Annotated in this window: 22 protein-coding genes; 6 read left to right on the top strand and 16 right to left on the bottom strand. The window is 60.0% G+C overall.

Going from position 1 to position 25,459, the window contains the following annotated elements:
- Nucleotides 1-45 precede the first annotated feature (45 nt).
- Entirely contained in the window at nucleotides 46-2,436 is a 2,391-nt protein-coding gene (locus tag ACTG36_RS10465; RefSeq protein ID WP_375280907.1) for a GcvT family protein, read from the bottom strand.
- Between the two features lie 143 nt (nucleotides 2,437-2,579).
- On the opposite strand from ACTG36_RS10465, the gene ACTG36_RS10460 reads away from it, so the two are divergent.
- Nucleotides 2,580-3,863: a DUF2254 domain-containing protein gene (locus tag ACTG36_RS10460; RefSeq protein WP_375280908.1), complete on the top strand. Its 1,284-nt coding sequence runs from the start codon at nucleotides 2,580-2,582 to the stop codon at nucleotides 3,861-3,863.
- A gap of 93 nt (nucleotides 3,864-3,956) precedes the next feature.
- Nucleotides 3,957-6,362: a GcvT family protein gene (locus tag ACTG36_RS10455; protein ID WP_375280909.1), complete on the top strand. Its 2,406-nt coding sequence runs from the start codon at nucleotides 3,957-3,959 to the stop codon at nucleotides 6,360-6,362.
- Here the strand turns inward: ACTG36_RS10455 and ACTG36_RS10450 are convergent, their stop codons facing one another.
- The 3 genes from ACTG36_RS10450 to ACTG36_RS10440 all read right to left on the bottom strand — a co-directional run bounded on the left by ACTG36_RS10450 (nucleotide 6,363) and on the right by ACTG36_RS10440 (nucleotide 11,048).
- Entirely contained in the window at nucleotides 6,363-6,920 is a 558-nt protein-coding gene (locus tag ACTG36_RS10450) for a YSC84-related protein (protein WP_375280910.1), read from the bottom strand. It lies immediately after the preceding gene.
- A gap of 111 nt (nucleotides 6,921-7,031) precedes the next feature.
- Nucleotides 7,032-10,478, bottom strand: a complete 3,447-nt coding sequence (mfd, locus tag ACTG36_RS10445; RefSeq protein ID WP_439142233.1) for a transcription-repair coupling factor — start codon at nucleotides 10,476-10,478, stop codon at nucleotides 7,032-7,034.
- A gap of 45 nt (nucleotides 10,479-10,523) precedes the next feature.
- Nucleotides 10,524-11,048: a component of SufBCD complex gene (locus ACTG36_RS10440; protein ID WP_375280912.1), complete on the bottom strand. Its 525-nt coding sequence runs from the start codon at nucleotides 11,046-11,048 to the stop codon at nucleotides 10,524-10,526.
- 133 nt (nucleotides 11,049-11,181) lie between these two features.
- Here ACTG36_RS10440 and hemB point away from each other — a divergent pair, with 133 nt between their 5' ends.
- Entirely contained in the window at nucleotides 11,182-12,174 is a 993-nt protein-coding gene (gene hemB / locus ACTG36_RS10435) for a porphobilinogen synthase (RefSeq protein WP_375280913.1), read from the top strand.
- Between the two features lie 16 nt (nucleotides 12,175-12,190).
- Here hemB and ACTG36_RS10430 read toward each other — a convergent pair whose 3' ends face one another.
- The 3 genes from ACTG36_RS10430 to ACTG36_RS10420 are packed head-to-tail and all read right to left on the bottom strand — an operon-like array spanning nucleotide 12,191 to nucleotide 15,517.
- A complete protein-coding gene (locus tag ACTG36_RS10430) occupies nucleotides 12,191-13,342 on the bottom strand; it encodes a multidrug effflux MFS transporter (RefSeq protein WP_375280960.1) in 1,152 nt (383 codons plus the stop codon).
- Between the two features lie 50 nt (nucleotides 13,343-13,392).
- Nucleotides 13,393-14,037, bottom strand: a complete 645-nt coding sequence (locus ACTG36_RS10425) for a DsbA family oxidoreductase (protein WP_375280914.1) — start codon at nucleotides 14,035-14,037, stop codon at nucleotides 13,393-13,395.
- A complete protein-coding gene (locus ACTG36_RS10420; RefSeq protein ID WP_439142230.1) occupies nucleotides 14,024-15,517 on the bottom strand; it encodes a class I adenylate-forming enzyme family protein in 1,494 nt (497 codons plus the stop codon). Before ACTG36_RS10420 ends, ACTG36_RS10425 begins: the two co-directional genes overlap by 14 nt.
- 65 nt (nucleotides 15,518-15,582) lie before the next feature.
- Between ACTG36_RS10420 and ACTG36_RS10415 the strand changes: the two genes are divergently transcribed.
- Nucleotides 15,583-16,206 carry a helix-turn-helix domain-containing protein gene (locus ACTG36_RS10415; RefSeq protein WP_375280916.1) on the top strand — a complete coding sequence of 208 codons (624 nt, stop codon included), beginning with the start codon at nucleotides 15,583-15,585 and terminating at the stop codon, nucleotides 16,204-16,206.
- 3 nt (nucleotides 16,207-16,209) lie between these two features.
- On the opposite strand, the gene ACTG36_RS10410 is transcribed toward ACTG36_RS10415, so the two are convergent.
- The 6 genes from ACTG36_RS10410 to ACTG36_RS10385 all read right to left on the bottom strand — a co-directional run bounded on the left by ACTG36_RS10410 (nucleotide 16,210) and on the right by ACTG36_RS10385 (nucleotide 20,407).
- Nucleotides 16,210-16,437: a hypothetical protein gene (locus ACTG36_RS10410; RefSeq protein ID WP_375280918.1), complete on the bottom strand. Its 228-nt coding sequence runs from the start codon at nucleotides 16,435-16,437 to the stop codon at nucleotides 16,210-16,212.
- A 101-nt stretch (nucleotides 16,438-16,538) separates the two neighbouring features.
- Nucleotides 16,539-17,195, bottom strand: coding sequence for an aquaporin (locus ACTG36_RS10405; RefSeq protein WP_375280919.1), 657 nt, complete (start codon nucleotides 17,193-17,195; stop codon nucleotides 16,539-16,541).
- Nucleotides 17,192-17,677 (bottom strand): arsenate reductase ArsC, encoded by a 486-nt coding sequence (locus ACTG36_RS10400; RefSeq protein ID WP_375280920.1) that lies wholly within the window; start codon nucleotides 17,675-17,677, stop codon nucleotides 17,192-17,194. Before ACTG36_RS10400 ends, ACTG36_RS10405 begins: the two co-directional genes overlap by 4 nt.
- 51 nt (nucleotides 17,678-17,728) lie before the next feature.
- Nucleotides 17,729-17,911: a hypothetical protein gene (locus ACTG36_RS10395; RefSeq protein ID WP_375280922.1), complete on the bottom strand. Its 183-nt coding sequence runs from the start codon at nucleotides 17,909-17,911 to the stop codon at nucleotides 17,729-17,731.
- 47 nt (nucleotides 17,912-17,958) lie between these two features.
- Nucleotides 17,959-19,791: an extracellular solute-binding protein gene (locus ACTG36_RS10390; RefSeq protein ID WP_439142226.1), complete on the bottom strand. Its 1,833-nt coding sequence runs from the start codon at nucleotides 19,789-19,791 to the stop codon at nucleotides 17,959-17,961.
- 328 nt (nucleotides 19,792-20,119) lie between these two features.
- Nucleotides 20,120-20,407: a hypothetical protein gene (locus ACTG36_RS10385; RefSeq protein ID WP_439142224.1), complete on the bottom strand. Its 288-nt coding sequence runs from the start codon at nucleotides 20,405-20,407 to the stop codon at nucleotides 20,120-20,122.
- A 426-nt stretch (nucleotides 20,408-20,833) separates the two neighbouring features.
- On the opposite strand from ACTG36_RS10385, the gene ACTG36_RS10380 reads away from it, so the two are divergent.
- Nucleotides 20,834-21,631, top strand: coding sequence for a 3-hydroxybutyrate dehydrogenase (locus ACTG36_RS10380; protein ID WP_375280925.1), 798 nt, complete (start codon nucleotides 20,834-20,836; stop codon nucleotides 21,629-21,631).
- A gap of 67 nt (nucleotides 21,632-21,698) precedes the next feature.
- A complete protein-coding gene (locus ACTG36_RS10375; protein ID WP_375280926.1) occupies nucleotides 21,699-22,718 on the top strand; it encodes a patatin-like phospholipase family protein in 1,020 nt (339 codons plus the stop codon).
- On the opposite strand, the gene ACTG36_RS10370 is transcribed toward ACTG36_RS10375, so the two are convergent.
- From ACTG36_RS10370 to ACTG36_RS10360, 3 genes are all read right to left on the bottom strand, one after another.
- A complete protein-coding gene (locus tag ACTG36_RS10370; protein WP_375280961.1) occupies nucleotides 22,715-23,479 on the bottom strand; it encodes a DUF502 domain-containing protein in 765 nt (254 codons plus the stop codon). The genes ACTG36_RS10375 and ACTG36_RS10370 overlap by 4 nt on opposite strands.
- Before the next feature lie 82 nt (nucleotides 23,480-23,561).
- A complete protein-coding gene (locus tag ACTG36_RS10365) occupies nucleotides 23,562-24,467 on the bottom strand; it encodes a pseudouridine-5'-phosphate glycosidase (protein ID WP_439142221.1) in 906 nt (301 codons plus the stop codon).
- Nucleotides 24,464-25,354, bottom strand: coding sequence for a PfkB family carbohydrate kinase (locus ACTG36_RS10360; RefSeq protein WP_375280928.1), 891 nt, complete (start codon nucleotides 25,352-25,354; stop codon nucleotides 24,464-24,466). The genes ACTG36_RS10365 and ACTG36_RS10360 overlap by 4 nt, the downstream gene beginning before the upstream one ends.
- Nucleotides 25,355-25,459: the final 105 nt, after the last annotated feature.

The following is a 25,459-nucleotide window of genomic DNA, read 5'->3' as shown; positions in this document are numbered from 1 at the left end:
GGAATTTTAGAGCCTCCGGCGGGAGTTTTTGGGGCCAGATGAAGATCATGCGCGCAACCGGCTGCCGTCAGGATCAAACAAAGGTGTGGTGATCAACGTGGCGGGGCGGCGGTCGCCCAGCAGTTCAACCTCAACCCGCAGACCTTCGGCCACCTGTGCCTTGGGGATCAGCCCGAAGGCGATGGATTTGCCCAGATGGTGCGAATAGCCGCCGGAGGTGCAGAACCCAATGACCTCATCATCCAGAAAGATCGGCTCATAAGCGGTGACATCGGTGTCGGTCGCGTCCACCACAAACGTCACAAGCGCGCGGTCGGGATTGTCTGCCACCGCCGCCTCTTTGCCGATAAAGTCTTTGTCCCACTGGATAAACCGGTCCATCCCGGTTTCTTTGGCGGTGTAATCGGGGCTGAATTCACGCATCCAACTGCCAAAATGCCGGTCCAGCCTGAGCGACATGATCGCGCGCATCCCAAACAGGCTGAGGCCCATGGGCTGACCGGCTGTCCACAGTGTTGTCCACAGGGCCCGTTGGTCCATGGGGTCGCAATAAATCTCATACCCCAGATCACCGGTGTAGCTGACGCGCTGCACGGTGCAGGCCGTCTGGCCGATGGTCATGGGGCGTGTGTCGAGGAACCGCATGGCGGTATCGTCGCGGGTACAAGCCGCCAGAAGGTCGGTTGCACGTGGTCCGGCGATTGAAAACCCGTTGAGTTTATCGCTGATATTTTCGATACTTACGCCGTCTTCTTGATGTTGCAGGAACCACCGCATGTGTTGGGCCTGTGCGCCGTAGCTGGCCGTCAGGTGAAAGCTGTTTTCTCCGGTGCAGGACACGGTGAAATCGCCCAGCAGCTTGCCTTTGGGCGACAACATAGGCGTCAGGGAAATGCGACCCTCTTTGGGGATACGACCGGCCATGATGCGGTCCAGCCAAGCCCGTGCATGGCGCCCTGTGATGCGGTATTTGCCGAAGTTATGCACCTCGGTGATCCCGACGTTCGAGCGTACCCCCTTCACCTCACGCGCGATGGCGTCAAAAGCGTCCGAGCGGCGGAAGGACGGGGTTTCAAACGTGGGTTCATCGCCTTGGGCAAAGTAGTTGGGCACCTCAAGCCCGTATTGATGGCCCCAGACGGCGCCATGGCTTGTGAAAATGTCGTACATCGGCGTGGTGCGGTGGGGTCGTGCGGCGGGCAATTCTTCGTTGGGATAGGCCACGGAGAACCGTTTTTGATAGTTTTCGATGACCTTGGGGCGGGTGTAGCCCGGCGTGATCCAACCGCCAAAGCGCGCCACGTCCATCGCCGTCACATCGCGTTCGCATTCGCCGTGGATCATCCATTGGGCCAGCATCAGACCGACACCGCCCCCTTGGCTGAACCCCGCCATGACCCCGCAGGCGGACCAATAGCCGCGCATGCCGGGCACAGGGCCCACCAGCGGATTGCCATCGGGGGCAAAGGTGAACGGCCCGTGGACGACAGTTTTGACACCAGCCCGGGCAAGCGCGGGGAAGCGGTTGTAGGCGAATTCGATACTGTCCTCGATCTTGTCCAGATCATCGGGCAGAAGTTCTGCACCGAAGGACCACGGTGTGCCGTCCACGGCCCACGGGCGACAGGGCTGTTCGTAGAACCCGATGCACAACCCGCGCCCTTCTTGGCGCAGATAGCTTTCGCCGGCAGGGTCCATGACGTGGGGGTGTTCGCTGTCGCGCGCAACGATTTCGGGCACATCATCGGTGACGATGTATTGGTGTTCCATTGGGTGAAGCGGCGCATAGATGCCCGCCATGGCCGCCACTTCGCGCGCCCAAAGCCCGCCTGCGTTGACCACATGTTCGGTGTGGATCGTGCCCTTATCCGTGACCACATCCCATGTGCCATCCGCCCTTTGGGTGGTTGCCGTGACCATGGTGTGGGTTTCGATGGTGGCACCGCCCATACGCGCGGCCTTGGCATAGGCATGTGTGGTGCCGGACGGGTCCAGATGCCCATCAAGTGGATCGTAAAGCGCGCCCAGAATACCATCCGTGTTGGTGATCGGCGCGATTTTACGGATTTCTTCGGGGCCGATGATCTCAGTCTCAAGCCCCATGTAGCGGTGCTTTGCCCGTTCGGCGACCAGCATATCGAACCGGTCCGCATTGTCCGCCAGTGTCACGCCACCCACGTGGTGCAGACCACAAGACAGGCCGGTGATCTCTTCCAATTCACGGTAGAGCTTGATGGTGTAGCCTTGCAGGGCGGCCATGTTGGTGTCACCGTTTAAGGTGTGAAACCCTCCGGCAGCATGCCATGTGGAACCAGATGTCAGCTCCGCACGTTCCAATAGTACAACATCTGACCAACCGAGTTTCGTCAAATGATACAGAACCGACGCGCCGACCACGCCTCCGCCGATAATGACTGCCTGCGCTGTGGTTTTCATGTGCTGTGGTCCCCTGATGTTGTGCGTCAAACCTATGCGGCTTCGCCTGTAGGGATCGATCAAAAACGACATCGCGTGTCGAATGCGCCACGCGGGTCCCTATGATCAGGGATATTTTTTCAAAATTCGGGGCTTGGCCCAAAATGGCCTGGCGTTTGATCGACGATGTATCGCGCGAACTGTGGGCGCGGGTGGTGATCTTGGGCGCCTTGGCCGTGGTGGCCTTGGGCCTTGCGATATTGGTTGGTCCGCTTTTGCCCGAAAAGATTTCCGGTTACGTGAGCGGGCAGGCCGCCGACCGGCTGTTGTCAATCATCGCCAACGCGATGTTGGCAGTGACGACCTTTTCGTTGACCGTCATGGTGACCGTCTATCGCAATTCATCGACGCAATTCACGCCACGCCTGCACCGTCTGATCATGCAGGACCCCACGACCCAGAACACGCTGGCCAGTTTCATCGGAGCCTATGTTTTCGCGTTGATTGCCATCATCTTGCGGGAATTGGGCGTTTTTTCCGATGATCGCGCCTTGGTCTTGTTTGCCATGACGGTGCTGGTCCTGGCCTATGTGGTGTTTTCCCTAATCCGCTGGGTGCTTCATCTACAGACCTTCGGCAGCTTGATGAACGCCACCCGCGAGATTGAGGATATCACCGGCCGCCAGTTCCGGGAGAGGCTCGACAATCCGTGTCTGGGCGCCAACCCGTGGGCGGAGGGCGTGACAGTCCCCGATGGGGCCACTGCTGTCCGGTCTGAGGAAACAGGATATATCCAGCGGATTTATCAAGAATCCCTGCAAGACAAGGCCGCCGAATACGGTCGTCATGTCTATCTTAGGGTGTCACCTGGATCCTTTGTCATGAAGGGCGATGTGCTGGCGCAGGTTTGCACCTCCGACACGGTTGAACTGGACGAGGACGCACGTGATTTTGCCGACGTGCTGCGCGCCCACTTTGGTGTGGGCGACGTGCGGACCTATGAACAGGACCCTCGCTTTGGCCTTGTGGTGTTGGGAGAGATCGCGTCCAAGGCACTGTCCCCGGGGATCAATGATCCGGGCACGGCGATTGATGTGATCACTCGCACGTCCCGCATTCTGACGCTCTACCGCGATGAGACCGCGAACGACACCGAGGTGGCCCATGACCGGCTTTGGATCAAACCGATCTGTCCCCATGATATCATCGAAGATGCCTTTAGCGCCTTGGCCCGCGACGGTGCGGGGCTGGTCGAAGTCCAGCAACGGTTGCAGTCCAGTCTCGCGCGCCTGATCGAACAAGACGATCCCGAAATGCGCAAGGCGGCGGTGGCGGCGGCAGGTTTATTCTATCGCCGCGCGGTGCAGACCTTTGATTTTGCGCCGGATGCAGACCGGCTTAAGGCGTCCACCGCGCAGGCCGTACTGGACCATATCGCGGCGGAGTGATCCCTATCCCAAAGACGACACGATAACGTCGGGAATGGAACAGGGGCGTTGATGGTGCGGGGGCAGGCTCAGGGAAATTCCGGAGGATTTCCCATGCGCACACATGCCCAAGCAGTCGTCATCGGCGGAGGCGTCATCGGCTGTTCCATCCTCTATCATCTGGCGAAACTGGGCTGGACCGATGTAGTCCTGCTGGAACGTGATGAATTGACGTCGGGATCCACGTGGCATGCTGCCGCCAACATCCACGGGCTGCATGACAGCACGAATATCTCACGAATTCAGCACTATACGATGAATTTGTACAATGAGCTTGAGGAAGAGACTGGCCAGTCTTGCGGGGTGTTTCAGCCCGGCAGCCTGTATCTGGCCCAAACCGAAGACCGCGAACACCAGCTGCGCCTGCAGGCCGCGAAGGCCAAATTCTACGGGATGAATTTCCATGAGGTCAGCGTGGCCGAGGCAGAAAAGTTGCATCCGCTGGTCAATTACGACGGCATCCGCTGCATCATGTTTGAACCCGACGGCGGCAATGTGGACCCCTCCGGTGTGACCAACGCCTATGCCATCGGTGCGCGCCAGCGCGGGGCCGAGATCATCCGCTTTTGCCCCGTGACCGCCACCGCGCAGCAGCCAGACGGATCGTGGATCGTTGAAACACCCAAGGGGAATATCCGGACGGAATGGGTGATCAATGCTGCCGGTCTGTGGGGGCGTGAGGTCGCGAAACTGGCGGGCATCACCCTGCCGCTTTTGCCCACCGAACACCAGTATTTCGTCACCGAGACGATTGCAGACATCGCGGCCATGGATCGCCGGTTGCCGTCTGTCGCCGACCGTGACGGGGAATATTATCTGCGCCAAGAAGGGCAGGGCCTGCTGGTCGGCGCCTATGAAAAGGACGTGCGGTTCTGGGCCGAAAACGGGACGCCCCAAGGCTTTGGGCATGAGTTGTTTGCCGATGATCTGGAACGCATCGAAGACAACATGATGCGCGCCATCGACCGCGTGCCTGCGGTGGGTGAGGCGGGCATCAAACGCGTCATCAATGGCCCGATGATCTGGTCGCCGGATTCCAACGTCCTCTTTGGTCCGCACCCTGATGTGCGGAATTACTTTTGCTGCAACGGGATCATTCCGGGGTTCAGCCAGTCGGGCGGCATGGGCCTGATGGCGGCCGAATGGATCACGAAAGGCGAATCCACCTACGATATGTTCGCATGGGATGTCGCGCGTTTTGGCTCCTGGGCCGATGCGCAATTCACCAAGGCCCGCGTGGGGGACCAGTATGCGCACCGTTTCAAAATCCACTTCCCCGGAGAAGAACGTGAGGCCGGGCGCCCCGTTCGGGTGCGCCCCGTCTATGACATGCAGCGCGATATGGGCGCGGTTTTCGGGCTGAACTACGGCTGGGAACATGCCGCCTACTTTGATGCCGATGTGCCCGACAGTGCGGGGTTTACCCGACAGACATGGTTTGACAGCGTCGGACGTGAGGCGAAGATGTTACGCCAATCCGTTGGGATCATTGATATTTCCAACTTCGCCAAATACGTCTGCAAGGGAACGGGGGCGGAAAGCTGGCTTAACGCGGTTTTCGCAAACCGGATGCCGCAGGCGGTCGGCCGATCCTGTTTGACGCCACTGATTGGGATCAATGGCGGCATAGCTGGGGATTTCACCGTCACCCGCATGGCCGAAGACGAATTCTGGATCATCGGGTCCGGCATGGCGGAACGATATCACCAACGGTTCTGGGCCATGGTCCCATTGCCCGAGGGTACCAGTTTCGAAAGCCGCACGGACAGGTGGTGCGGGTTTAACATCGCGGGACCTTTGGCCCGTAAAGCCCTGCAAACGCTGACGAATACCTCTCTTGAGACAGCGGATTTTCCCTTCATGCGCTCCAAATGGTTGGAGGTTGCAGGCGTCACCTGCCTTGCCCTGCGGGTGTCCTTTACAGGCGATTTGGGGTGGGAAATTCACTGCAAGGAAGAAGACCAACAGGTTGTTTACAAAGCTCTTTTAGAGGCTGCGGCTTCACTAGGTGGTGGCCCCGTGGGCAGCCGTGCGCTGATGTCTTTGCGGATCGAAAAGGGCTACGGGTCTTGGGGCCGCGAATACAGCCCCGAATATTGGCCGCAAGAGGTGGGGCTAGATCGTCTCATCAAGCACGACAAAGATTTTCTGCATAAAGACAGCTACTTGGCGGTCAAAGATAATCCATCACGTGAAGTTTTGTCGCTGATCCATATCACTGGCGTCTCCAACGCTGACGCCACCGGGGGTGAGCCGATCTTTCTGCCCGATGGCACACCGGTTGGGCGCGTCACCTCAGGCACCTATGGGTATTCTGCCGGAATGAGCCTTGCGCTTGGATACCTCAAAGACACCCCCGCAGGCACGGAGGTCGACGTGATGATCCTTGGCAAGCCCCATCGTGGGGTGGTGCTGGCTGAGCCGCCCTTTGATCCCAAGGGGGAGCGGCTCAGGGCATAATCACGGAATGATGCGCGTGTATTTGGTGCCTTCGATCGTGGCACCTGCACGGAAACCGGCCTGCGCGAAGACCACGGCAATCACCGGCGACAAGGACGTCGTCGTTTCCGCCCGCAGGGTTTCGCCCGTGTCGTTGAGCGCATATTCGATATCCGCACCGGCGGCCCAGCCATTGGCGCGGCGGAAGTCCATCAACGCGTCTTGGGTCATGAAAAACAGCACTGTCGAATATTGCTGTGCGCCGATCTGCAGGCCCGCGCTGCCGGCGGTGGACGAATAATAATCAACGGTCGTCTGCCCAACCTTGAGCGCACCGCGCCCGAAGGATGCGCCCAGGCCAAGGCCCGCTTCGGTCACAACGGGCATGACCAACATGCCGCTGGCCTTGTTCGCCAGATCCCGCGTTCCGGGATAGTTGTTGTACATAAACGACAAGGTGCTGTCGACGCGGGCGTCGATTTGGGCGGCGCCGTTGCCGCCGATGCCGTTGCCGCATGCGGATAGGGTGGTGGTTGCCAGCGCAGAAAGCGCAAAGCTGCGTCTTGAAAGAAGGGTCATAACTGCCTCGTGCCTATAAGATCGGGGTTTGTCCCCGTTATGGCCAAGACTATAGGCGGGTTTTTGCGACCTGTCAGCACGAAGTTGCGTCTGGGCGGGTTTCGGCCCGTGTTACGTGGCTGCGGCCTTCTTTTTCGCCTCTTTCACCTTGGCTGCCAAATCCCGCGCGATGCCAAAGGCACCTTGGATTTTGGCACGATCATTGGGCCAATCGCGCTTGATGACGATCTTGTTGTCTTTCACTTTGGCCAGACCGCGCTGGTCTTCGATGAATTCCACCAGCCCTTGGGGGGAGATGAATTTGTCGTTGTGGAACCGGATCACGGCGCCCTTTGGCCCGCCATCCAGCTGGCTGATGCCAGCGCGTTTGCACATGGCTTTGATGCGCACGACCAGCATCAGGGTGTTGACCTCTTTGGGCAGCGTGCCGAACCGGTCGATCAATTCAGCGGCGAACCCTTCGAGTTCGACTTTCGTCGTAAGGTCACTGAGACGACGGTAGAGGCCAAGGCGCACGTCCAGATCAGGCACATAGTCCTCGGGGATCAGCACAGGCACGCCAAGGTTGATTTGCGGCGCCCATTGGCCATCTTCGACCAAGGTCACCTCACCGGATTTGATCTTGGCGATTTGTTCTTCGAGCATGGATTGATACAGCTCATAGCCCACTTCGCGCATCTGACCGGATTGTTCTTCACCCAACAGATTGCCCGCCCCACGAATATCAAGGTCTTGGGACGCCAGCGTGAAACCCGCACCCAGCGTGTCAATGCTGCCCAACACCTTAAGGCGTTTTTCAGCCTGTGGCGTCAGTTTCTGGCGGGGTTTGTACGTCAGATAAGCATAGGCGCGGGTTTTGGAGCGGCCCACGCGGCCGCGGATTTGGTACAGCTGTGCGAGGCCAAACATATCCGCACGGTGCACGATCATCGTGTTCGCCGTGGGGATATCAAGGCCGCTTTCAACGATGGTTGTGGCCAGCAGCACATCATATTTGCCGTCGTAAAAGGCGTTCATGCGGTCGTCGAGTTCGCCTGCCGCCATCTGGCCGTTGGCGGTGATGTAGCTGACTTCGGGCACTTCGGATTTCAGGAACTCCTCAATCTCCGGCAAGTCGGAGATGCGCGGGACCACGAAGAACGACTGACCGCCACGGTAGTGTTCGCGTAACAAGGCCTCTCGCAGGGTGACGGTGTCGAATTCGCTGACATAGGTGCGGATCGCAAGGCGGTCGACGGGCGGCGTGCCGATGATGGACAGTTCGCGGACGCCCGACAGGGACAGCTGCAGGGTGCGCGGGATCGGCGTGGCCGTCAGCGTCAGAACATGAATGTCCGTGCGCATCTGTTTGAGGCGTTCTTTGTGCTGCACGCCGAAGTGCTGTTCTTCGTCGATGACAATAAAGCCGAGGTTTTTAAACCGGATGGATTTGGCCAGCAGCGCGTGGGTGCCGATGACGATATCGACAGTGCCCTTGGCGATGCCTTCGCGGGTCTCTGCCGCGTCTTTCGTGCCAACAAAGCGCGATAAGGGTCTGACATTGATGGGAAAACCACGGAACCGTTCGGCGAAGTTTTTGTAATGTTGGCGTGCGAGCAAGGTCGTAGGCGCGATGATCGCGACCTGCACGCCGGACATGGCGGCCACAAAAGCGGCGCGGATCGCAACCTCGGTCTTGCCAAAGCCCACGTCGCCACAGACCAGCCGGTCCATGGGCTGGCCTGAACCGAGGTCGTCAAGTACATCGGCAATCGCTGCCAGCTGGTCATCGGTTTCGGCATAAGGGAAACGGGCGAGAAATTGATCCCACATGCCATCCGGCGGGGTCAGGGCCGGGGCCGTGCGCAGGGCGCGTTCGGCGGCCACGCGGATCAGGCGCTCCGCCATCTCGCGGATCCGTTCCTTGAGCTTGGCCTTCTTGGCCTGCCACGCGCCACCGCCAAGTTTGTCGAGCAGTCCGACCTCATGGCCAAAGCGCGACAGCAGTTCGATGTTTTCAACTGGCAGATAAAGCTTTGATTGTTCTGCATATTCCAGCAGAAGACATTCATGGGCAGCACCCGCTGCGGTCACGACCTCCAACCCCAAATAGCGGCCCACGCCGTGGTCCACATGGACCACCAAATCGCCCGGTGTCAGGGATTGGGTTTCCGTCAGGAAGTTTTCGGCCCGTCGTTTGCGTTTGGTTTGCCGGATCAGACGGTCGCCCAGCACGTCTTGTTCAGAGATGACGACAAGGTCTTTGGCCTCAAACCCGTGTTCGAGCGCCAGAACCGCCAAATGCAGGCCGGTTTTGCCGACGCGGGAAAAGTCGGTGACGGGGATAGCCTCCCCCACGCCCTCGTCTTCGATCAGGCCCATCAGACGTTCGCGTGCCCCTTCGGAATAGGACGCGATGACAACGGGCTTGTCTTGTAGCTTTGCTTTAACGTGGTCGGCCAAAGCCCTGAAAAGGCTGATGGATTCTTGTTGGCGTTCGGGCGCGAAATCCCGCCCGATCCGCCCGCCTGCATCAATCACACCGGGACCGGTGGCCTGAGGGAGCGCGTTGAATTGCAACGTGCGGAAGGCGGCCGTCGCGGCCTCCCACGCTGCATTGTCAAGGTACAGCCCCTCAGGCGGGGCGGGTTTATAGACGCTGTCCATGCGGCCCTTGGCCAACATCGCTTCCCGCCGTGCATCGTATTGATCGGCGATGGACACCCAGCGCGCCTCCCTTTGGGCGGCGTTTTGATCATCCAGCGTGATGGTGGCACCGGGCAAGTAATCGAACAACGTTTCTAGATGGTCGTGAAAGAACCCCATCCAATGTTCGACGCCTGCGTGTTTTTTGCCTGCGGACACGGCCTCATACTGCGGATCATCGGTGCCGGCGGCGCCGAATTCCAGACGGTAGGTCTGGCGGAACCGGGTGATCGCGGCTTCATCCAAGATCACCTCGGACACGGGCGCCAGTTCGATCAGGTCAAGCTTTTCGGTGGTCCGCTGCGTGGCCGGATCAAAGCGGCGCGCGCCGTCCAGATCATCACCAAACAGATCAAGGCGCACGGGGCCGGATTGACCGGGCGGATAAATGTCGATGATGCCACCGCGCACGGCGTAATCACCCGGTTCGGTCACAGTGGGGGCTTGCGTGAACCCCATGCGAACCAAAAAGGCGCGCAGGGCTTTTTCGTCGATACGCCCGCCCACGCGGGCAGAAAACGCAGCCTCGCGCAGGGTATCGCGGGCAGGGACCTTTTGGGTGGCGGCGTTGACGGTCGTCAGCAGAACAAAACGGTCGGGCATCCCGTGGGCCAGCCCCGCCAGCACGGCCATGCGCGCAGCAGAGATATCGGCGTTGGGCGACACGCGGTCATAGGGCAGACAATCCCAGCCCGGAAACACCACCACGGGCATATCAGGGGCAAAGAAGGCAAGGGCCGCGCGCGTGGCCTCAAGTCGTTTGTCGTCGCGGCAGACATGCACAACGGGGCCTTTGTCAGCCTCGGCCAGAATAAGCCGCGCATCAAAGCCCTCAGGCGCGCCGGAGACGGTGATGTGTTTCGTGTTGACCATGGCACCGGACCTACCCCGAAGGGGGCCGGTGTCAATGGCCGTGCGTCACAGCCAGATGCCCACGGCGAGGTTTTTGTACATTCCGAACATCGCCGTGATGAAGATCGAGAACATGCCCACGAACTGCGTGGCTACACGGTGACGGCTGAGACGTTTTTGCAGGTCTTCGCCTTGGGGGTTATCGCGGGCGATGATTTGGGCTGTGTTCAGGCTCAGCGCGCCAACGAGCGTCATGGGGAAGGCCAGCAAAAACACCGCTTGGGCGAATTCGACGTCATAGACAAAGGCCAAAATCGCCAGCGATGTCAGCATGAAACAGACAACCCCCGACAGCACCAGACCAGTGACTTCTGCGATATACAAAAGGCGGTTCACATTGATGCGGACCATATCATGCAGGTCTGCCTCAGCCGCACCACCGTGCTTTTTGGCGCGTTGGATCATGTCGTAGGGCACGCCCAGCACCCAGTGGCTGACCGATGACCACATCACGGCCAGCGCGATCCAGAACCACAGGTTCGAAAAGCTCCGCATGTCGATGACTTCGAAAAGGGTGTTGGTCCAGTTCACGGGGGTGGCAGCCTGTGGATGTTTGGGATGTTGCGCTTTTTGGGCAACCTAACGGCGCGGGGCGGCAATGCCCAGCCTTGTGATGCGCGGCAATTCGTGCGACCCAAAATGTGTGACTTGAAAGGCCCGATTGATGACATTGCCCCCGTTCCCCTCGACCCGATTGCGCCGCTTGCGCCGCACACCAGCATTGCGCGCCATGGTGCGTGAAAGCGCGCTGAGCCCTGCGGATTTCATCTGGCCGATTTTTGTGATGGAGGGCACGGACACCGAAGAACCCGTGGCCTCAATGCCCGGAGTGGTGCGGCGCACGGTGGACCGCGTGGGTGCCGCTGCGCGTGAGGCGTGGGATCTGGGTATCCCAGCGATCTGCATTTTCCCCTACACAGGGATGGAAGCACGGACCGAGGATTGCGCGCTGGCATGGTCGCGAGACAACATCGCCAACCGCGCTATCCGAGAGATCAAGGATGCCTGTCCCGAGATTGCCGTGATGACGGATATCGCGCTCGATCCCTACAACATCAACGGACACGATGGGTTCGTCGAGGACGGTGAGATCGTGAACGACCGCACGGTCGAAGCGCTGGTCAAAATGGCGCTGGTTCAGGCGGAGTGCGGGGCGGATATTCTGGGCCCGTCCGATATGATGGACGGACGCATTGCCGCAATGCGTGGCGCGTTGGAGGCCGCAGGCCACAGCCACGTCACCATCCTGAGCTACACCGCAAAATACGCCAGCGCCTTTTATGGCCCGTTCCGCGATGCGGTGGGGGCGTCCTCTGCGCTGACGGGGGACAAGAACACCTACCAGATGGACCCCGCCAATTCGGATGAGGCCATGCGGCTGGTCCAGCGCGACCTGTCCGAGGGGGCAGATATGGTCATGGTCAAACCGGGGATGCCGTATCTGGACATTGTGGGCCGCGTGAAACGTGACTTCGGCGTGCCGACCTTTGCCTATCAGGTGTCCGGTGAATACGCGATGATGCAGGCAGCAGCCCAGAACGGCTGGCTTGATGGGGATAAGGTGATGCTGGAATCGCTGATGTGTTTCAAACGGGCAGGGTGTGACGGGGTGCTGACCTATTTTGCCCCCGCTGCGGCACGGCTGTTGAACGGGTGACTTGACGTCTCGAACTTTAGTCGGTGTCTCGGCGGATTTTGCTGGTGATCCAGAAGGCCAGAACGGCGCAGATGAATGTGCCAACGGCCAGCGGCAGTGGCGTGCCGTCAAACTGCAACCCGATGGGTGCTGCGATGATCACAGCACCGACCGTGGCGATGGCGGTCACCAAAGACGCAGCCATGCCTGCGATGTGGCCCATCGGTTCCAGCGCCAGCGCGTTGAGGTTGCCCAACGTCAGCCCCGCCTGAAAGAACACTGATGTGGTCCAGAAGGCATAAAACAGCAGTTCAAACCGGACAGGCAGGTTCAGCGCCACAACCCCAATCATCGCCAGCGACAAAGCCGATTGCACCAGAAACATCGCCTTGATGATCGGACGCATCCCCAGCCGCTGCACGATCCGCGCATTGATCAGCGACGCGGAGGCCGCCAACACAGCGATACCGCCGAACCAAAAGTGAAAGCTGTGGCCTTGGCCGTAGGTCACATCAAACACCTGCTGGGTGGAGCTCAGCACCGAAAACAACATCCCCATGGACAGGGTCTGTGCAAGGGTCGCAAGGCGCACGGTGGGATGTGTGACGACCTCCCGTGCGGCGGACCAAAGCGGGGCGAATTGCAAGGACCGGCGGCGGTCGGCGGGTAGGGTTTCGGGCTGGCGCAACATCAACCACGTGGAGGTCACGGCCGCAAAAAGCGCAAAGGCCACAAAGACCCCGCGCCAGCCCGACACCGCGATGATCAACGCGCCCAAAGATGGCGCAAGCGCTGGCACCAGTGAAAAGATCAACATTACAAAGGACATGATACGCGCCATGTCACGGCCTGCATAAAGGTCACGCACCATCGCGACCGAGGCCACGCGCGGGGCGGCGGCGGCCAACCCCATCAGCACGCGTGCGATCAACATCGTCTCAAGCGTCTGGGCGAAATAGGCAAAAAGCGTCGCCGCAATATAAAGCCACGCGCCTGTAACGATCACGGCCTTGCGGCCAAACCTGTCCGCCAAAGGGCCGGTGAAAAACGTGCCCAACCCCATGCCCAAAACGAAACTGGTGATGACCAGTTGCGCGTTGTTCAAGGTATCGGGTGTCAGCTCGGCCCCGATCTCGGGCAGGGCGGGCAACATGGCGTCGATGGAGAACGCAATCGTCGCCATCAGCATGGCGATAAGTGCTACAAATTCCGTCTGGCTCAGACGTTTGGGGGCTGGGGTCACTCGGCCGCCTCGATCTGGTCCATGATCTCACCGATGACTTTGACCCACATCTCGGTGGGTTGCGCGCCGGGCACGGCGTGCTGGTTGGCGACCACGAAGGTTGGCACGGACTGAATACCCATTTCGCGGCTGTGGGCGTCGCGTTTTTGAATGTCCGCCACATCCGCGTCCGATGCCAGAAGTTTACCAATCACGGCGGCGTCCATGTCGCAGCCGTCGGCGATGTCCAGCAGGACCTCATGATCACCAATATCGCGGGCGTCGCGGAAATAAGCCTCAAACAGACGTTGCACCACAAACGACTGGCGCTGTTCGATGCCTGCCCAGTGGATCAGACGGTGCGCGTCCATGGTGTTGGGCGTGCGCTGCATGCCTTCAAAGTCGATCTTTAGGCCGACCTTCTCGGCCATCTCAACCACGGGGGCATAGGCGCGCACTGCGCCCTCTTTGCCGCCGAACTTGGCCTCAAGATACTCCCGCCGGCCCATACCGCCTCCAGGCATGTCGGGGTTTAACTGGAACGGATGCCATTCGATTTCAAAGGGATGATCGCCGATCTGTTCCAACGCGCGATCAAGGTTGGTTTTGCCGATATAGCACCACGGGCAAATCGGGTCGGACAGGATATCAAGTTTGACCATGGCGGGCGTTCCAATCTTGGCGGAGCTGGCGGCGCAGCAGTTTGTTGTTGGCCCCGCGGGGGAGGGCATCGACGCGAATAAACAGGCGCGGACATTTGTAGCGGGCCAGATAATGGGCCGCATGGGCGGCCAGTTCGTCTTCGTCTATCACATTGTCCGCGACGTAAAAGGCCGCGATCACCGAGGCGTCTGATTTCACGCGAAGTTCAACAGCGGCGGCTTCAAGGATGCTGTTATGTTGCGCGAGGGCGGTTTCAACCTCAATCGGGGAGACGCGGTAACCTCCTGCGTTCATCATATCGTCCGTGCGGCCCTCATAAATGATGTGCCCATTGGGGGAGAGGCTGGCCCGGTCGCCGGTACGGAAATACGCCCCCGCAAGGCGCGCGGCGGTCTCAGCGCGGGCATTGAGGTAGCCCAGCATCAGGCCCGGATCATCGCGGTGGATTGCGATTTCACCGCTTTGGGCCGGCGATCCGTCCTCCAAGAGGACGACCCGCCGACCGGGTTGGGGTGGCCCCAAGGTTCCCGCGTCAGCGGGGGTCGTGTGTCTGGCGGAGATGAAGGTCGAACATTCAGACATCCCGTAGGCTTCAAATATCGGCGTGCCCGTCGCGTCTTCCCAGCCAGCGCGGACCGTATCGGGCAGTTTTTCACCAGCCGACAGCCCATGACGCAGTTTTGGCAAGGCTGGCATGGGCGCGCGCAGAAGTTGGCGGTAAACGCCGGGCGCTGCTGCAAAAATCGTCGCGTCATGGCGTTTGGCAAGCAGGGGCAGCATGGCAGGGGCCGTATCTGGTGCCGGGATCAGTGCAGTGGCGCCCATGGTCCAAGGGTCCATCAGGCCGGTGCCCAGCGTGTAGGTCCAGTTGAACGCGCCTGCGTGCAGCATCCGGTCGAGGGCTGTCAAACCATACCAACCGTCCATCATCATCTGGCGCGCCCAGATGGCGCGGTGGGCGTGGACCACACCGCGCGGCTGACCGGACGTGCCGGAGGTGAAGATGATGTACCCCGCGCGGTCAGGATCACCCATGACAAAATCGGCTGGCGGTAGCTCGTGGAAGGCCTGCAACGCCTTGGTCGTCAGGACCGGTGCCGGATGATCGGGGCGGGACGTTGTGTCATCTGCGATGATGGCTTTGGGGTCCAGCCCCGTGGCCAGCGCCGTGACTTCAGCGGCGGTCAGTTGGGGGGACGTGGGCACGGGGATCAGATCGACGGCAAGGCAGGCCAAAAAGGTGATGGGAAAATCCGGCGTGTTTCCCAGACGCATCAAGACGCGGTCGCCTGCGGTCAGGCCCAATCGCAACAATCCCGTGGCGGTGCCGCGCACCGCAGCCTCCAGCCGCGCGTAAGACCAACGTTCCGCGCGCGCGGGCCCCAGCACGGCCAGAGCAATTTTATCGGGCGCGTCTAAAGCACGCGCCAGCACATGGGCGGCCATATTGAAAGGGCAGGGCGGGGGCGCATAGGTCATGGTGATCGCTACCGCAGCGCGCGGCAGAGTTGCAAGCGGCCCGTGCGCTGCCCTATAGGTGGGGCATGACCAGTACAGATCCCAGACAGCTTATCTCAATCGCGCGTGAAAATGGTGAGGATGCCCAGGCCCAGCCTTTGGATTTGGGTGTGCGGGTGCGCGAATTGCGTAAAGCCCAGGGCTGGACGCTGGAACAGGCGGCCACACAGGCCGGGTTGGCGCGATCCACACTGTCCAAAATCGAAAACGGGCAAATGTCGCCCACCTATGATGCGTTGAAGAAGCTGGCGGTGGGGCTGCAAATCTCAGTCCCGCAGTTGTTTACGCCGCCTCAGCGGGAACAGGTGAACGGGCGGATGGCCATCACGCGCTCAGGCGAGGGAACGGGCCATGCGACGACCACCTATGAACATGAACTGCTTGCCGAAAGTCTGACCAAAAAGCAGATGTTGCCCTACCGCGCGCAGGTGCGCGCGCGCAGTGCCGATGAATTTGACGGCTGGGTCCGGCACGACGGCGAAGAATTCCTGTATGTGCTGACCGGCGTGATCCGTCTTTACACCGAATTTTATGAACCCATTGAGATGAAACGCGGGGACAGCGCCTATTATGATGCCTCCATGGGGCACAACGTGATTTCGGTGTCAGCCGAGGATGCGACGATCCTGTGGGTGACATCGCTTGCGTAGCGATCAGGCGGCCGCTTGGCTGGCAATTACCGGTGCGCGGTACATCAACCAATCATCCAAAGTAGTGCGCGCTTCGCGTGCTGTCAGATCATGGGCGTCGGCCAGATACCGTTCCATCTTGTCACGATCGCCGCGAAACCGTTTGAGCGCGGCCAGATCAAGGTGCGGGAAATCAGCGGCCAATTTTTCCAAAAGGTGGGGCCAGTGGGTCAGTGCAGTGGTCCAAGACATCGGTATCCTCCCATGGTTGACTGCCTGCCAAACGCGCGACAGATAAATTGGTTCCCCTGCGGAAGGGACATTCAGTCAATCATGGGAATATTGAGGTTTGGTTAATGGCTCTCAGACCGAAAGAGCCATGCCAGCAAGGGCAATGAGAGGACGAGGCCCACCAGTTGCGCCATGATGAAACCTGCAATATGGGCCGGATCAATGCCCGCAAATGTGTCTGAGAACCCTCGGGCGATGGTCACCGCCGGATTGGCAAAGCTGGTGGAGGATGTGAACCAATAGGCCCCTGTAATGTAGAGGGCGACCAATGTGGGCACCGCATCGGGACGGCTGCGCAGCCCACCGAAAATGACAAACAGCAGCCCAAAGGTGGCAAACACCTCTGACACCCATTGGTTCAGCCCTGTGCGCGCCGTGGTGGAGGCCTGAATGATATCCAGATCAAACATCACGTGACCCAGCCACACACCGGCAATGCCGCCGATGATTTGCACAGGGATATAGGCCGCTGTCAGAGACCACGGGTGTTCCCCCTTCAGCGCAAAGGCCAAAGTCACCACCGGGTTGAAATGCGCCCCGGACAGCGGCCCCAGAACAGTGATAATGAAATAAAGAGTGCAGCCCGTGGCGATCGCATTGGCCAGCAGCGCCAACGCAGTGTCGTCCGTCAGGGTCTGCGCCATGATGCCAGACCCCACAACGCCGATCAGCAACAGGGCGGTGCCAAGGGCTTCGGCGGCTAGTCTTTGTGCGGTCATTGGGATCCGGCTTGGCTTAGGGCTGATTTCAGATCCGTAGGCGACAGGGTTTCAATGGGCAAGGCCAGAAGCGCATCCGCCTTTTCGCGCAGACGGGAGTAGGCAGTGGAGAACGCCGTGTCCCAATCGGGCTCAGCCGCGGCAGCGGGATCAGGGATGCCCCAATGGGCCTGAACAGGCGCGTGGCCGTTGGTCGTGGGCCAATAGGGGCAGGTTTCGGCGGCCGCGCTGTCGCAGACAGTGATGACCACGTCCATTTTGGGCGCATCGGGCTGGGCATAGACATCCCAACTTTGGGAGCTGAGGCCCTCGGTTTCATAGCCCTTTTCTGCCAGCAAGGTCAGGGACTGCGGATGGACCTTGCCCGACGGGGTGGAGCCAGCGGACCACGCCGACACCCGGCCCCCGCTGTCACGGTTGAAAATGGATTCCAGAAGGATTGAGCGGGCCGAGTTGCCGGTGCATAGGACAAGTATATTCATGAGGACCGCGTAGGGCAGGTTTGTAACAGGGATGTGACGCGCTTCGGCGCGTCAGAACTTATCTTCCAAATGATCAGGTGGTGTTCCGCCACCGGTGCGGCGCCAGAGTTTGTGCTGCTGGCTGTCCAAGGCAGAGCGCAGAAAAATCAGCTTTCGCAAATTCCACAGACCCAGCACCGCGACGATGATGACGAAATAGCCGATAAGGCCAAGTGAGGTGAAAAATTCGATCATGGGACCTCCCGAACGATGGGGCACCCCCGTAGGAATGCCCCGTTGCTTTACCCTTCTTCGTACCACCACACGTCCGGCTGCCAACCTGGCCAGTCGCCAAAGATCGGCATGGTGTCGGGGAATTTCAGATCCGCGTCGTGGGCGATGCGGCTGATGTTCCACTGATAGATCGGGATGACATAGCGACCAGCTGTCAGCAGACGGTCCATGGCGCGGGTGGCGGCCAGAAAATCGTCCTGACTGTCCGAGGTCAGCAAGCGGTTGATCATGGCGTCAATCGCTTCGGACTGAACCCCCATCAGGTTCCGGCCCCCTGTGGTGTTCGCAGCCTCGGCCCCCCAATAAAGGTATTGCTCGTTACCCGGGCTTAGGGACAGACCACGACGGTAGTATGTCATGTCGAAATCATAGGCATCGGTGCGTTCTTTGTACTGCGCGCCATCCACCAAGGTCACCGTGGGGGTGATGCCTAACCGGCTGAGGCTTTCGGTATAGATGTCGATGATCGCCGTGTTTTCGGTCGAGGCGTTTTCGAGCAGGATTTCAAAGGTAAAAGGCGTGCCGTCCTCGCCAGTCATCACGCCGTCTTGGATGGTGTAGCCCGCCTGTTCCATCAGGTCCAACGCGGTGCCGATATTGGCGCGGTTGCGTTCAGACCCGTCAGAGACGGGCAGGGCGTAGCCGCTGATTGCATCCTCGGGGATGCTGCCTGCGAAGGGTTCAAGGAATTCAAGAACGCGGCCCGTGGCCGGACCCTCCTGCATCGCCAAGGGCGAGTTGGAGAAATAGGACGTGATGCGCGGCTGTGCGCCCCCCGTGATCGTGTCGTTGATGAATTCAAAGTTGAACGCATGCATCATCGCATCGCGCACACGGATGTCGGCAAACTGATCCGACCGTGTGTTCATCACGAAACCGGTCATACCGGACGGGCGTGAATGGGGCAGGACGGATTTTACGTATTCGCCGGTTTGCAGCAGTTCGAAATTGTACTGGCTCTCCCACCGGTTCACGTTGAATTCGCGGTTTGAGTTTACTTCGCCCACTTTGAACGCCTCAAACGCGGCCACTTCGTCCCCGAAAAATTCGATCCGCAGGGTGTCGAGATTATAAAGACCGTTCACAAAGGGCACGACATCTTCGCCCCAGTAGTCTTCGTTACGGCTGAATTCGATGAACCGGTTGGGTTCGAAATCCGTGATTACGTAGGGCGACGATACGACGGGGACGTTGTCGATGCCGGATTCTGCGAAATCCAGCCCCTCCCACTGGGCCTTTTGCAGGATCGGACGCAGGCCCGCCAGCAACGCCAATTCGCGGTCTTCGACGTTGAAGGTGAAGCGCACGGACCGGTCGCCCGTCTGTTCAATCGAGTCGACCTTGGAATAAAAGCCCGCATAACGGGGATGGCCGATGGTGCCCAAGGTCTCATAGGACCAGATGACGTCTTCGACGGTCACGGGGCTGCCGTCAGAGAATCGGGCCTCAGGGCGCAGGGTGAATTCCACCCAAGAGCGGTCCTCGGCGGTCTCAATCGATTCGGCCAGAAGCCCATAAAGCGTGAAAGGTTCGTCCAAAGACCGCGCCATCAGGCTTTCGCCCATCAAAAACCGCAGCTGCCAATAGGACGTGCCTTTGGTGATGAACGGGTTGAGGCTGTCGTAGCTGCCAACGGTCGATGTGACCATCGCGCCGCCCGTGGGCGCGTCCGGGTTGGCGTAGGGCAGGTGCGCAAAATCTGGGGGCAGGGCAGGGTCTCCATACATAGCTATGCCATGCATAGGCTCTGCTGTGGCAATGGCGGCCAGCGCGGATGTGGTGGCCGCAAGGGCCAGGGCGCGCAAGGATCGACCCGTTTGGGTCAGGAATGGACGTGTCATGTGGTGCGGTTCCCCCGATGAATTATGGCTTCTTTTGGGAGTAGCCTAGATGGGGAAACAAACCATTTCAAACTTTTAGCTTGGATGCGGGCAAGCATTTGCTTATAAGAAGGGCACTGCTCGATAGGTTTCTTGCCTGTATGAAACCTGCCTCAATGACTTAACCCTGGCTTCGGCCAGGGTTTTTTTCTGCCTAAGTTTTATTGGGTAAAATGGGGAAAGAGAGCAGGCAATCTGCGGCCCGCAATTAACCTTCGTTAACCCTAAGAGAATCGGTTTGCGGACGGGCGCGGACGGGCCGCCCAAATGGCACCGAAAGTCGCGGCGTTCAGGCCGACGCGCGCAGGGCAGACGGCAGCTCTGGGTCAATATCCCAGAAATCCACATCGGGACGTGTAAGGCTGCGCGACATCTGCCCCAGCTTGCGCAGACGCGTCCCAAAAATCTCACGCATCTCGTCACGGGTGAGGATGTCGCCGGTTTCAAGATGCAGGGACGGATCCGCCCCGCGTGGCTTTTGGGCCTTGGCTGCGGGCGGGGCGGCGGCGGCCACTTCGAACACCAAAGCAGGATCAAACCAATCGGTCGGGCTGTCGTCATAAACATGGTTCAGCACGGCCACATCGTGGTTTGGGTGCTCGCGTGTGGCGTGAGTCGCCAGAACCGCGGTCTCTGACCGGGTCTGCAGAGAAATGCCCGTGACCTCACCCGCGATGGGCAGGCCGGTTGCAGCGTCAAAGGCAAACCCCTCGCCGGTTACGACGCTGCCGTGAAAGACTCACGCACCAGCCCGGTCCTCAAACGATCCGTATAAAAATCGTGTGGGGCTGGCGTTGGTCAAAAAGGGGCCGTCAAAGGGCATGGGGCAGGGCCTGAGTGCTGCGGATCAGTCTAAAATAGCCGCCGATTGGGAACAGATTGGGGCACAAAGACGATAAATGGAGGGCGGAGGGATCAAGGTCGCGATGACGTGACCGCGCAGCACCATTGCCGCCAGCGCTTTCACCGCTATGCTGCAGTGCAACATGAAGGAGTATCGACCATGACCACATCCGGGATCACATCAGGCGCGCTTGCTGGAAAAACTGCCGTTATCACGGGGTCCAATTCGGGCATCGGGCTGGGCGTGGCCCGTGAGATGGCGAAGGCCGGGGCCAATGTCATCCTGAACTCCTTCACGGACCGCGACGAAGATCACGCACTGGCCGCCCAGATCGCGGAAAATTTCTCGGTTGAGGCGAAATATGTCGCCGCCGACATGTCCAAGGCCGAAGACTGCCGCCGTTTGGTGGTGGCTGCAGGCGGATGTGACATCCTGATCAACAATGCCGGTATCCAGCACGTGGCCCCGATTGAGGATTTCCCCACAGACAAGTGGGACGCGATCATTGCGATCAACCTCAGTTCCGCCTTCCACACCTCGGCTGCAGCCGTCACAGGCATGCGGGAACGCGGCTGGGGCCGGATCATCAACATCGCCTCGGCCCACGGCCTGACGGCCTCCCCCTATAAATCCGCCTATGTCGCGGCAAAACACGGCATCGTGGGCCTGTCAAAGACTGTGGCACTTGAGACGGCAGAGGACCCCATCACCTGCAACGCCATCTGCCCCGGCTACGTGCTGACCCCGCTGGTGGAAAAGCAAATCCCCGACACAATGAAAGAATACGGAATGGACCGCGAAACCGTCGTGCGCGATGTGCTGTTGAAACGTCAGCCCAGCAAGGAATTCGCCACTGTGGAACAACTGGGCGGCACAGCGGTCTTTCTGGCCTCCGATGCGGCGGCCCAGATCACGGGGACGACCATTTCCGTCGATGGCGGTTGGACCGCATTGTGAGGTCCTTGGTAGGGGGCAAAATCTCAACGAGATTTTGTGGGCAAATCCTCGTTGAGGATTTGGGCGCATGGTGAAACGGATCAATCTGGCCCTGCAGGGGGGCGGTGCCCATGGGGCGTTCACATGGGGCGTGCTGGACCGGCTGCTTGATGACGAGCGGATTGAGATTGCGGCCATGTCCGGCACCTCAGCGGGGGCGATGAACGGCGCGGCCCTCAAGGCGGGATGGGCCAAAGACGGGCGTTCGGGGGCCAAGGCCAATTTGGATTGGTTTTGGGGGCAAATCGGGGCTGTGACGGATGATGCGCTGATCGCGTGGATGGATGCTGTGGCCCCCGCCGCACCGCTGCTGGCGCAAGCCATGGCCTATTCGCCTGCTTATGCGGCCTTTGATATGGCAACGCGGATGATGTCGCCTTACACGACCGGAAAATTCTATTCGAACCCGCTTAAGCCCATCGTGGAGCAGTTCCACTACAACGATGTCTGTTCTGATGATGGGCCTGCGTTGTTCGTCGGCGCCACCAATGTGCGCAGCGGCAAAATCAAGATTTTCACCGGTGACGATATCACCAGTTCTGCCCTGATGGCCTCCGCCTGTTTGCCCACGTTGTTTCAGGCGGTTGAGATCGACGGGGAGACATATTGGGACGGCGGCTATACCGGCAACCCCGCGCTTTTTCCGCTGTTCGAAGGCGACGTTCCCAATGATATTGTCGTCGTCAACATCAACCCGCTGCACCGCGACGACATCCCGACGGACCCGCAAGCCATCGCCAACCGCATCAACGAGATCAGCTTTAACACATCGCTGTTGCGCGAATTGCGCGCGATCAATTTCGTCAAACGGCTGCTGCGGTCCGGCACGATCCCGCACGGGGCCATGCGCGATGTCTTGGTGCATATGATTGCCGATGATGACCTGATGAATGACCTTAGCGTGGCCACGAAATCCGTGCCCAATCCGGTCGTTCTGGCGCGGTTGAAATCGGCGGGGCAGGCTGCGGCCACCCGTTTTCTGGATGCGCATTTTGACGATCTGAACGAACGCGACACCGTGGATCTTGAGGCGATGTTCGCTTCTTAGATCCCTGATTTTCCAGATTTTATCTTATCAGCCAGCTCATCCAAAGCGGGCGGCATATCGGCGTCTTTTTCGCCCGGATAGACAAGCCCTGCGGAGATCACCAGCTTGGCTGCGTCTTCAACCGACATATCCAGTTCGATAATGTCGGCCGTGGGGAAGAACAGCAAAAAGCCCGATGTGGGGTTGGGTGTCGTGGGCACAAAGACGGAGGTCATTGGCCCGACGCCCACCTTGTCCAACAGCTCCCCCTTGGTGGAGGTCGACACAAACCCAATCGCCCAGATGCCCTTGCGGGGATATTCGATCAGGCAGGCCTTATCAAAGCTGGTCTCAGTCTGGGCAAAAACGGTTTCCGCGATCTGTTTGACGCCATTGTAGATGGACCGCACAATGGGCATCCGCGCCACAAGGCCTTCCCCCCAACGCAGGAAACTGCGCCCCAACAGGCCCTTGCCCATCCAGCCGACCAGCATCGTGAAGACGAGGAAAATGATCACCCCGATGCCCCGTACATTTACGGTGATCCAGTTTTCATCCGCAGGGCTGGAGTTGCCCATCACACGGTTAAGCAATTGTTCAGGCTGATAGGCGTCCGGCACAAACGGCCAGACGAAACTGTCGACCCAACCCACCACAGTCCAGATCAGCCACAACGTCAGACCGATAGGCGCGATGACCACCAGTCCCGCGATGAAATTGTTACGCAGACTGGCGATAAAGCCACGACGCGGTTGTGGATCGGGGGTGTTGGTCACTGAAATTACGGCCTGAAAAACATGCGATTGTCTGGTATGTAGGCGATGCTTGGGTGATCCACAATGTGCGGCGGGGCGTTTGGCCCCCTCAGCTGGCCAAACTGCCTGCTATTTGTGCAGCCAGACGGGCATTGTTGCGCACCAACGCGATATTGGCGGTCAGCGACGCGCCCTCGGTCAACTCAAATATCCGGCCCAGCAAAAACGGCGTCACGGCTTTGGCGGCGATGCCTTGGTCGTCTGCCTCTGCCAAAGCTTGCGCGATGATGGGGGCCAGCGTTTCAGCGGGGATTTGCGCCTCCGCCGGGATCGGGTTGGCAATCAACTGGCCACCGGGCAGGCCCATGGCCGCGCGCATCCGGTGGGCGCGGCCAATGCTGGCCGCATCATCCATCCGCAAGGGCGCCTGCAAGGCCGAGGTCGCGGACCAAAAGGCAGGCAGGCTGTCTTGCCCGTAGGCGATGACCGGCACGCCCAAGGTCTCAAGCACCTCATAGGTTTTTTCCAGATCGAGAATGGCCTTGGCGCCCGCGGCCACGACAGTCACGGGGGTTTGCGCCAGTTCATGCAGATCGGCTGAGATGTCGAACGTTGTCTCCGCGCCTTTGTGAACGCCGCCGATGCCGCCCGTGGCAAAGACCTCAATCCCCGCCAGATGGGCCGCGATCATGGTGGCGGCCACTGTGGTGGCACCGGTGCCGCCCATGGCGATGCAGGCGGCCATATCCGCACGGCTGAGCTTTGCGACATCCTGTGCCTGTCCAAGCTGGTCCAGTTGCGCATCGGTCAGACCGATGTGCAACGTGCCCGCCAGCACCGCGATGGTGGCCGGTGTGGCACCGCCGTCGCGAATGTCCGCTTCAACCAGACGGGCGGTTTCCACGTTCTGGGGGTAGGGCATGCCATGGGTGATGATGGTGGATTCCAGTGCCACGATGGCTTTGCTTGCGTCCTTGGCGGCCTGAACCTCGGGGCTGTACTGAATGGGGATCATGATGGGGTTCCTCCGGAAACATAGGTGGCGGCTGCGTTCAGCGCGCGTTCAAGGGCGGCTTGCGGGGCCATGCCCTGCACTTCGGATGCGATATGGGCAGCCATGAAGGTGTCACCCGCGCCTGTGACGCGGGTCACCAGCACCTCAGGCGGCTGGGCCAGACGCAGGGTGTCGCCTTGGGCCTCCGCTGCGGGGTTGCCGCCGTCTGTGACAAGGACGCGGTGCACGCCCCGCGCCACCAGCGCGCGCGCACCGTCCTCGGCGGCGGCAAATGTGGTCTGGCAGAGCAGCCCTGCCTCCTCAAGGTTCACATAAAGCGTGGCAGACGGGTGACCCACAAGCGCCAGCAACCTCTCCGCTTTCCCGGGGGAGGCCGGGGCCACGCGCAGATCAGACGCCGCAAAGAGAGCCGATTTTGAGATATCGCCCAAAAGGTCCCGTGTCAGGTTCCCGTCCAGCGCCACAAGGCCGGACCACGGGGCCGCATCGGTGCCAAGGGTGCCATCAGACAGGGGCCGCAGGATTTTCGTGCCCGCCTGTTCCAGCGAATGGGCATCAGCAATGGCCGCCGTCAGACCGTTGGCGCCCTCGATCGCCATATAGGCGTCGGTGGGCAGATCGTCAGACCGATACAGGTGATCGGTCAGAATGCCCATGCGGCTGACCTCACCCACCAGTTCATTCCCTTCCGCATCGCGTCCCACGGCAGACAAGACCGCAGGGGTCAGGCCGAAATTCACAAGGGTCATAGCAATGTTCAGGGCCACGCCCCCGGGCAGGCGGGTGATATGGCCAGGCACATCCGATCCCGCGCGCATGTGCAAGGTGGACCGTCCGATGATGTCCCACAGGACCGATCCGATACAAAGGATATCTGGCTGTTTCATGCCCCTCGAATGGCGGTTTTGCGGGGGGAGGTCAATGTGTCCCGATAGGTCAGGTTTCCCTGACCTTTGATGGTTCGGCCTTGAATAAAGCACCCATATGAACAG

The organism is Pseudooctadecabacter sp., assembly GCF_965657175.1.
In the GTDB taxonomy this organism is placed as follows: domain Bacteria; phylum Pseudomonadota; class Alphaproteobacteria; order Rhodobacterales; family Rhodobacteraceae; genus Octadecabacter.
The sequence above is the reverse complement of the archived record's forward strand: the minus strand, read 5'-3'. Positions and strand labels throughout refer to the sequence as shown.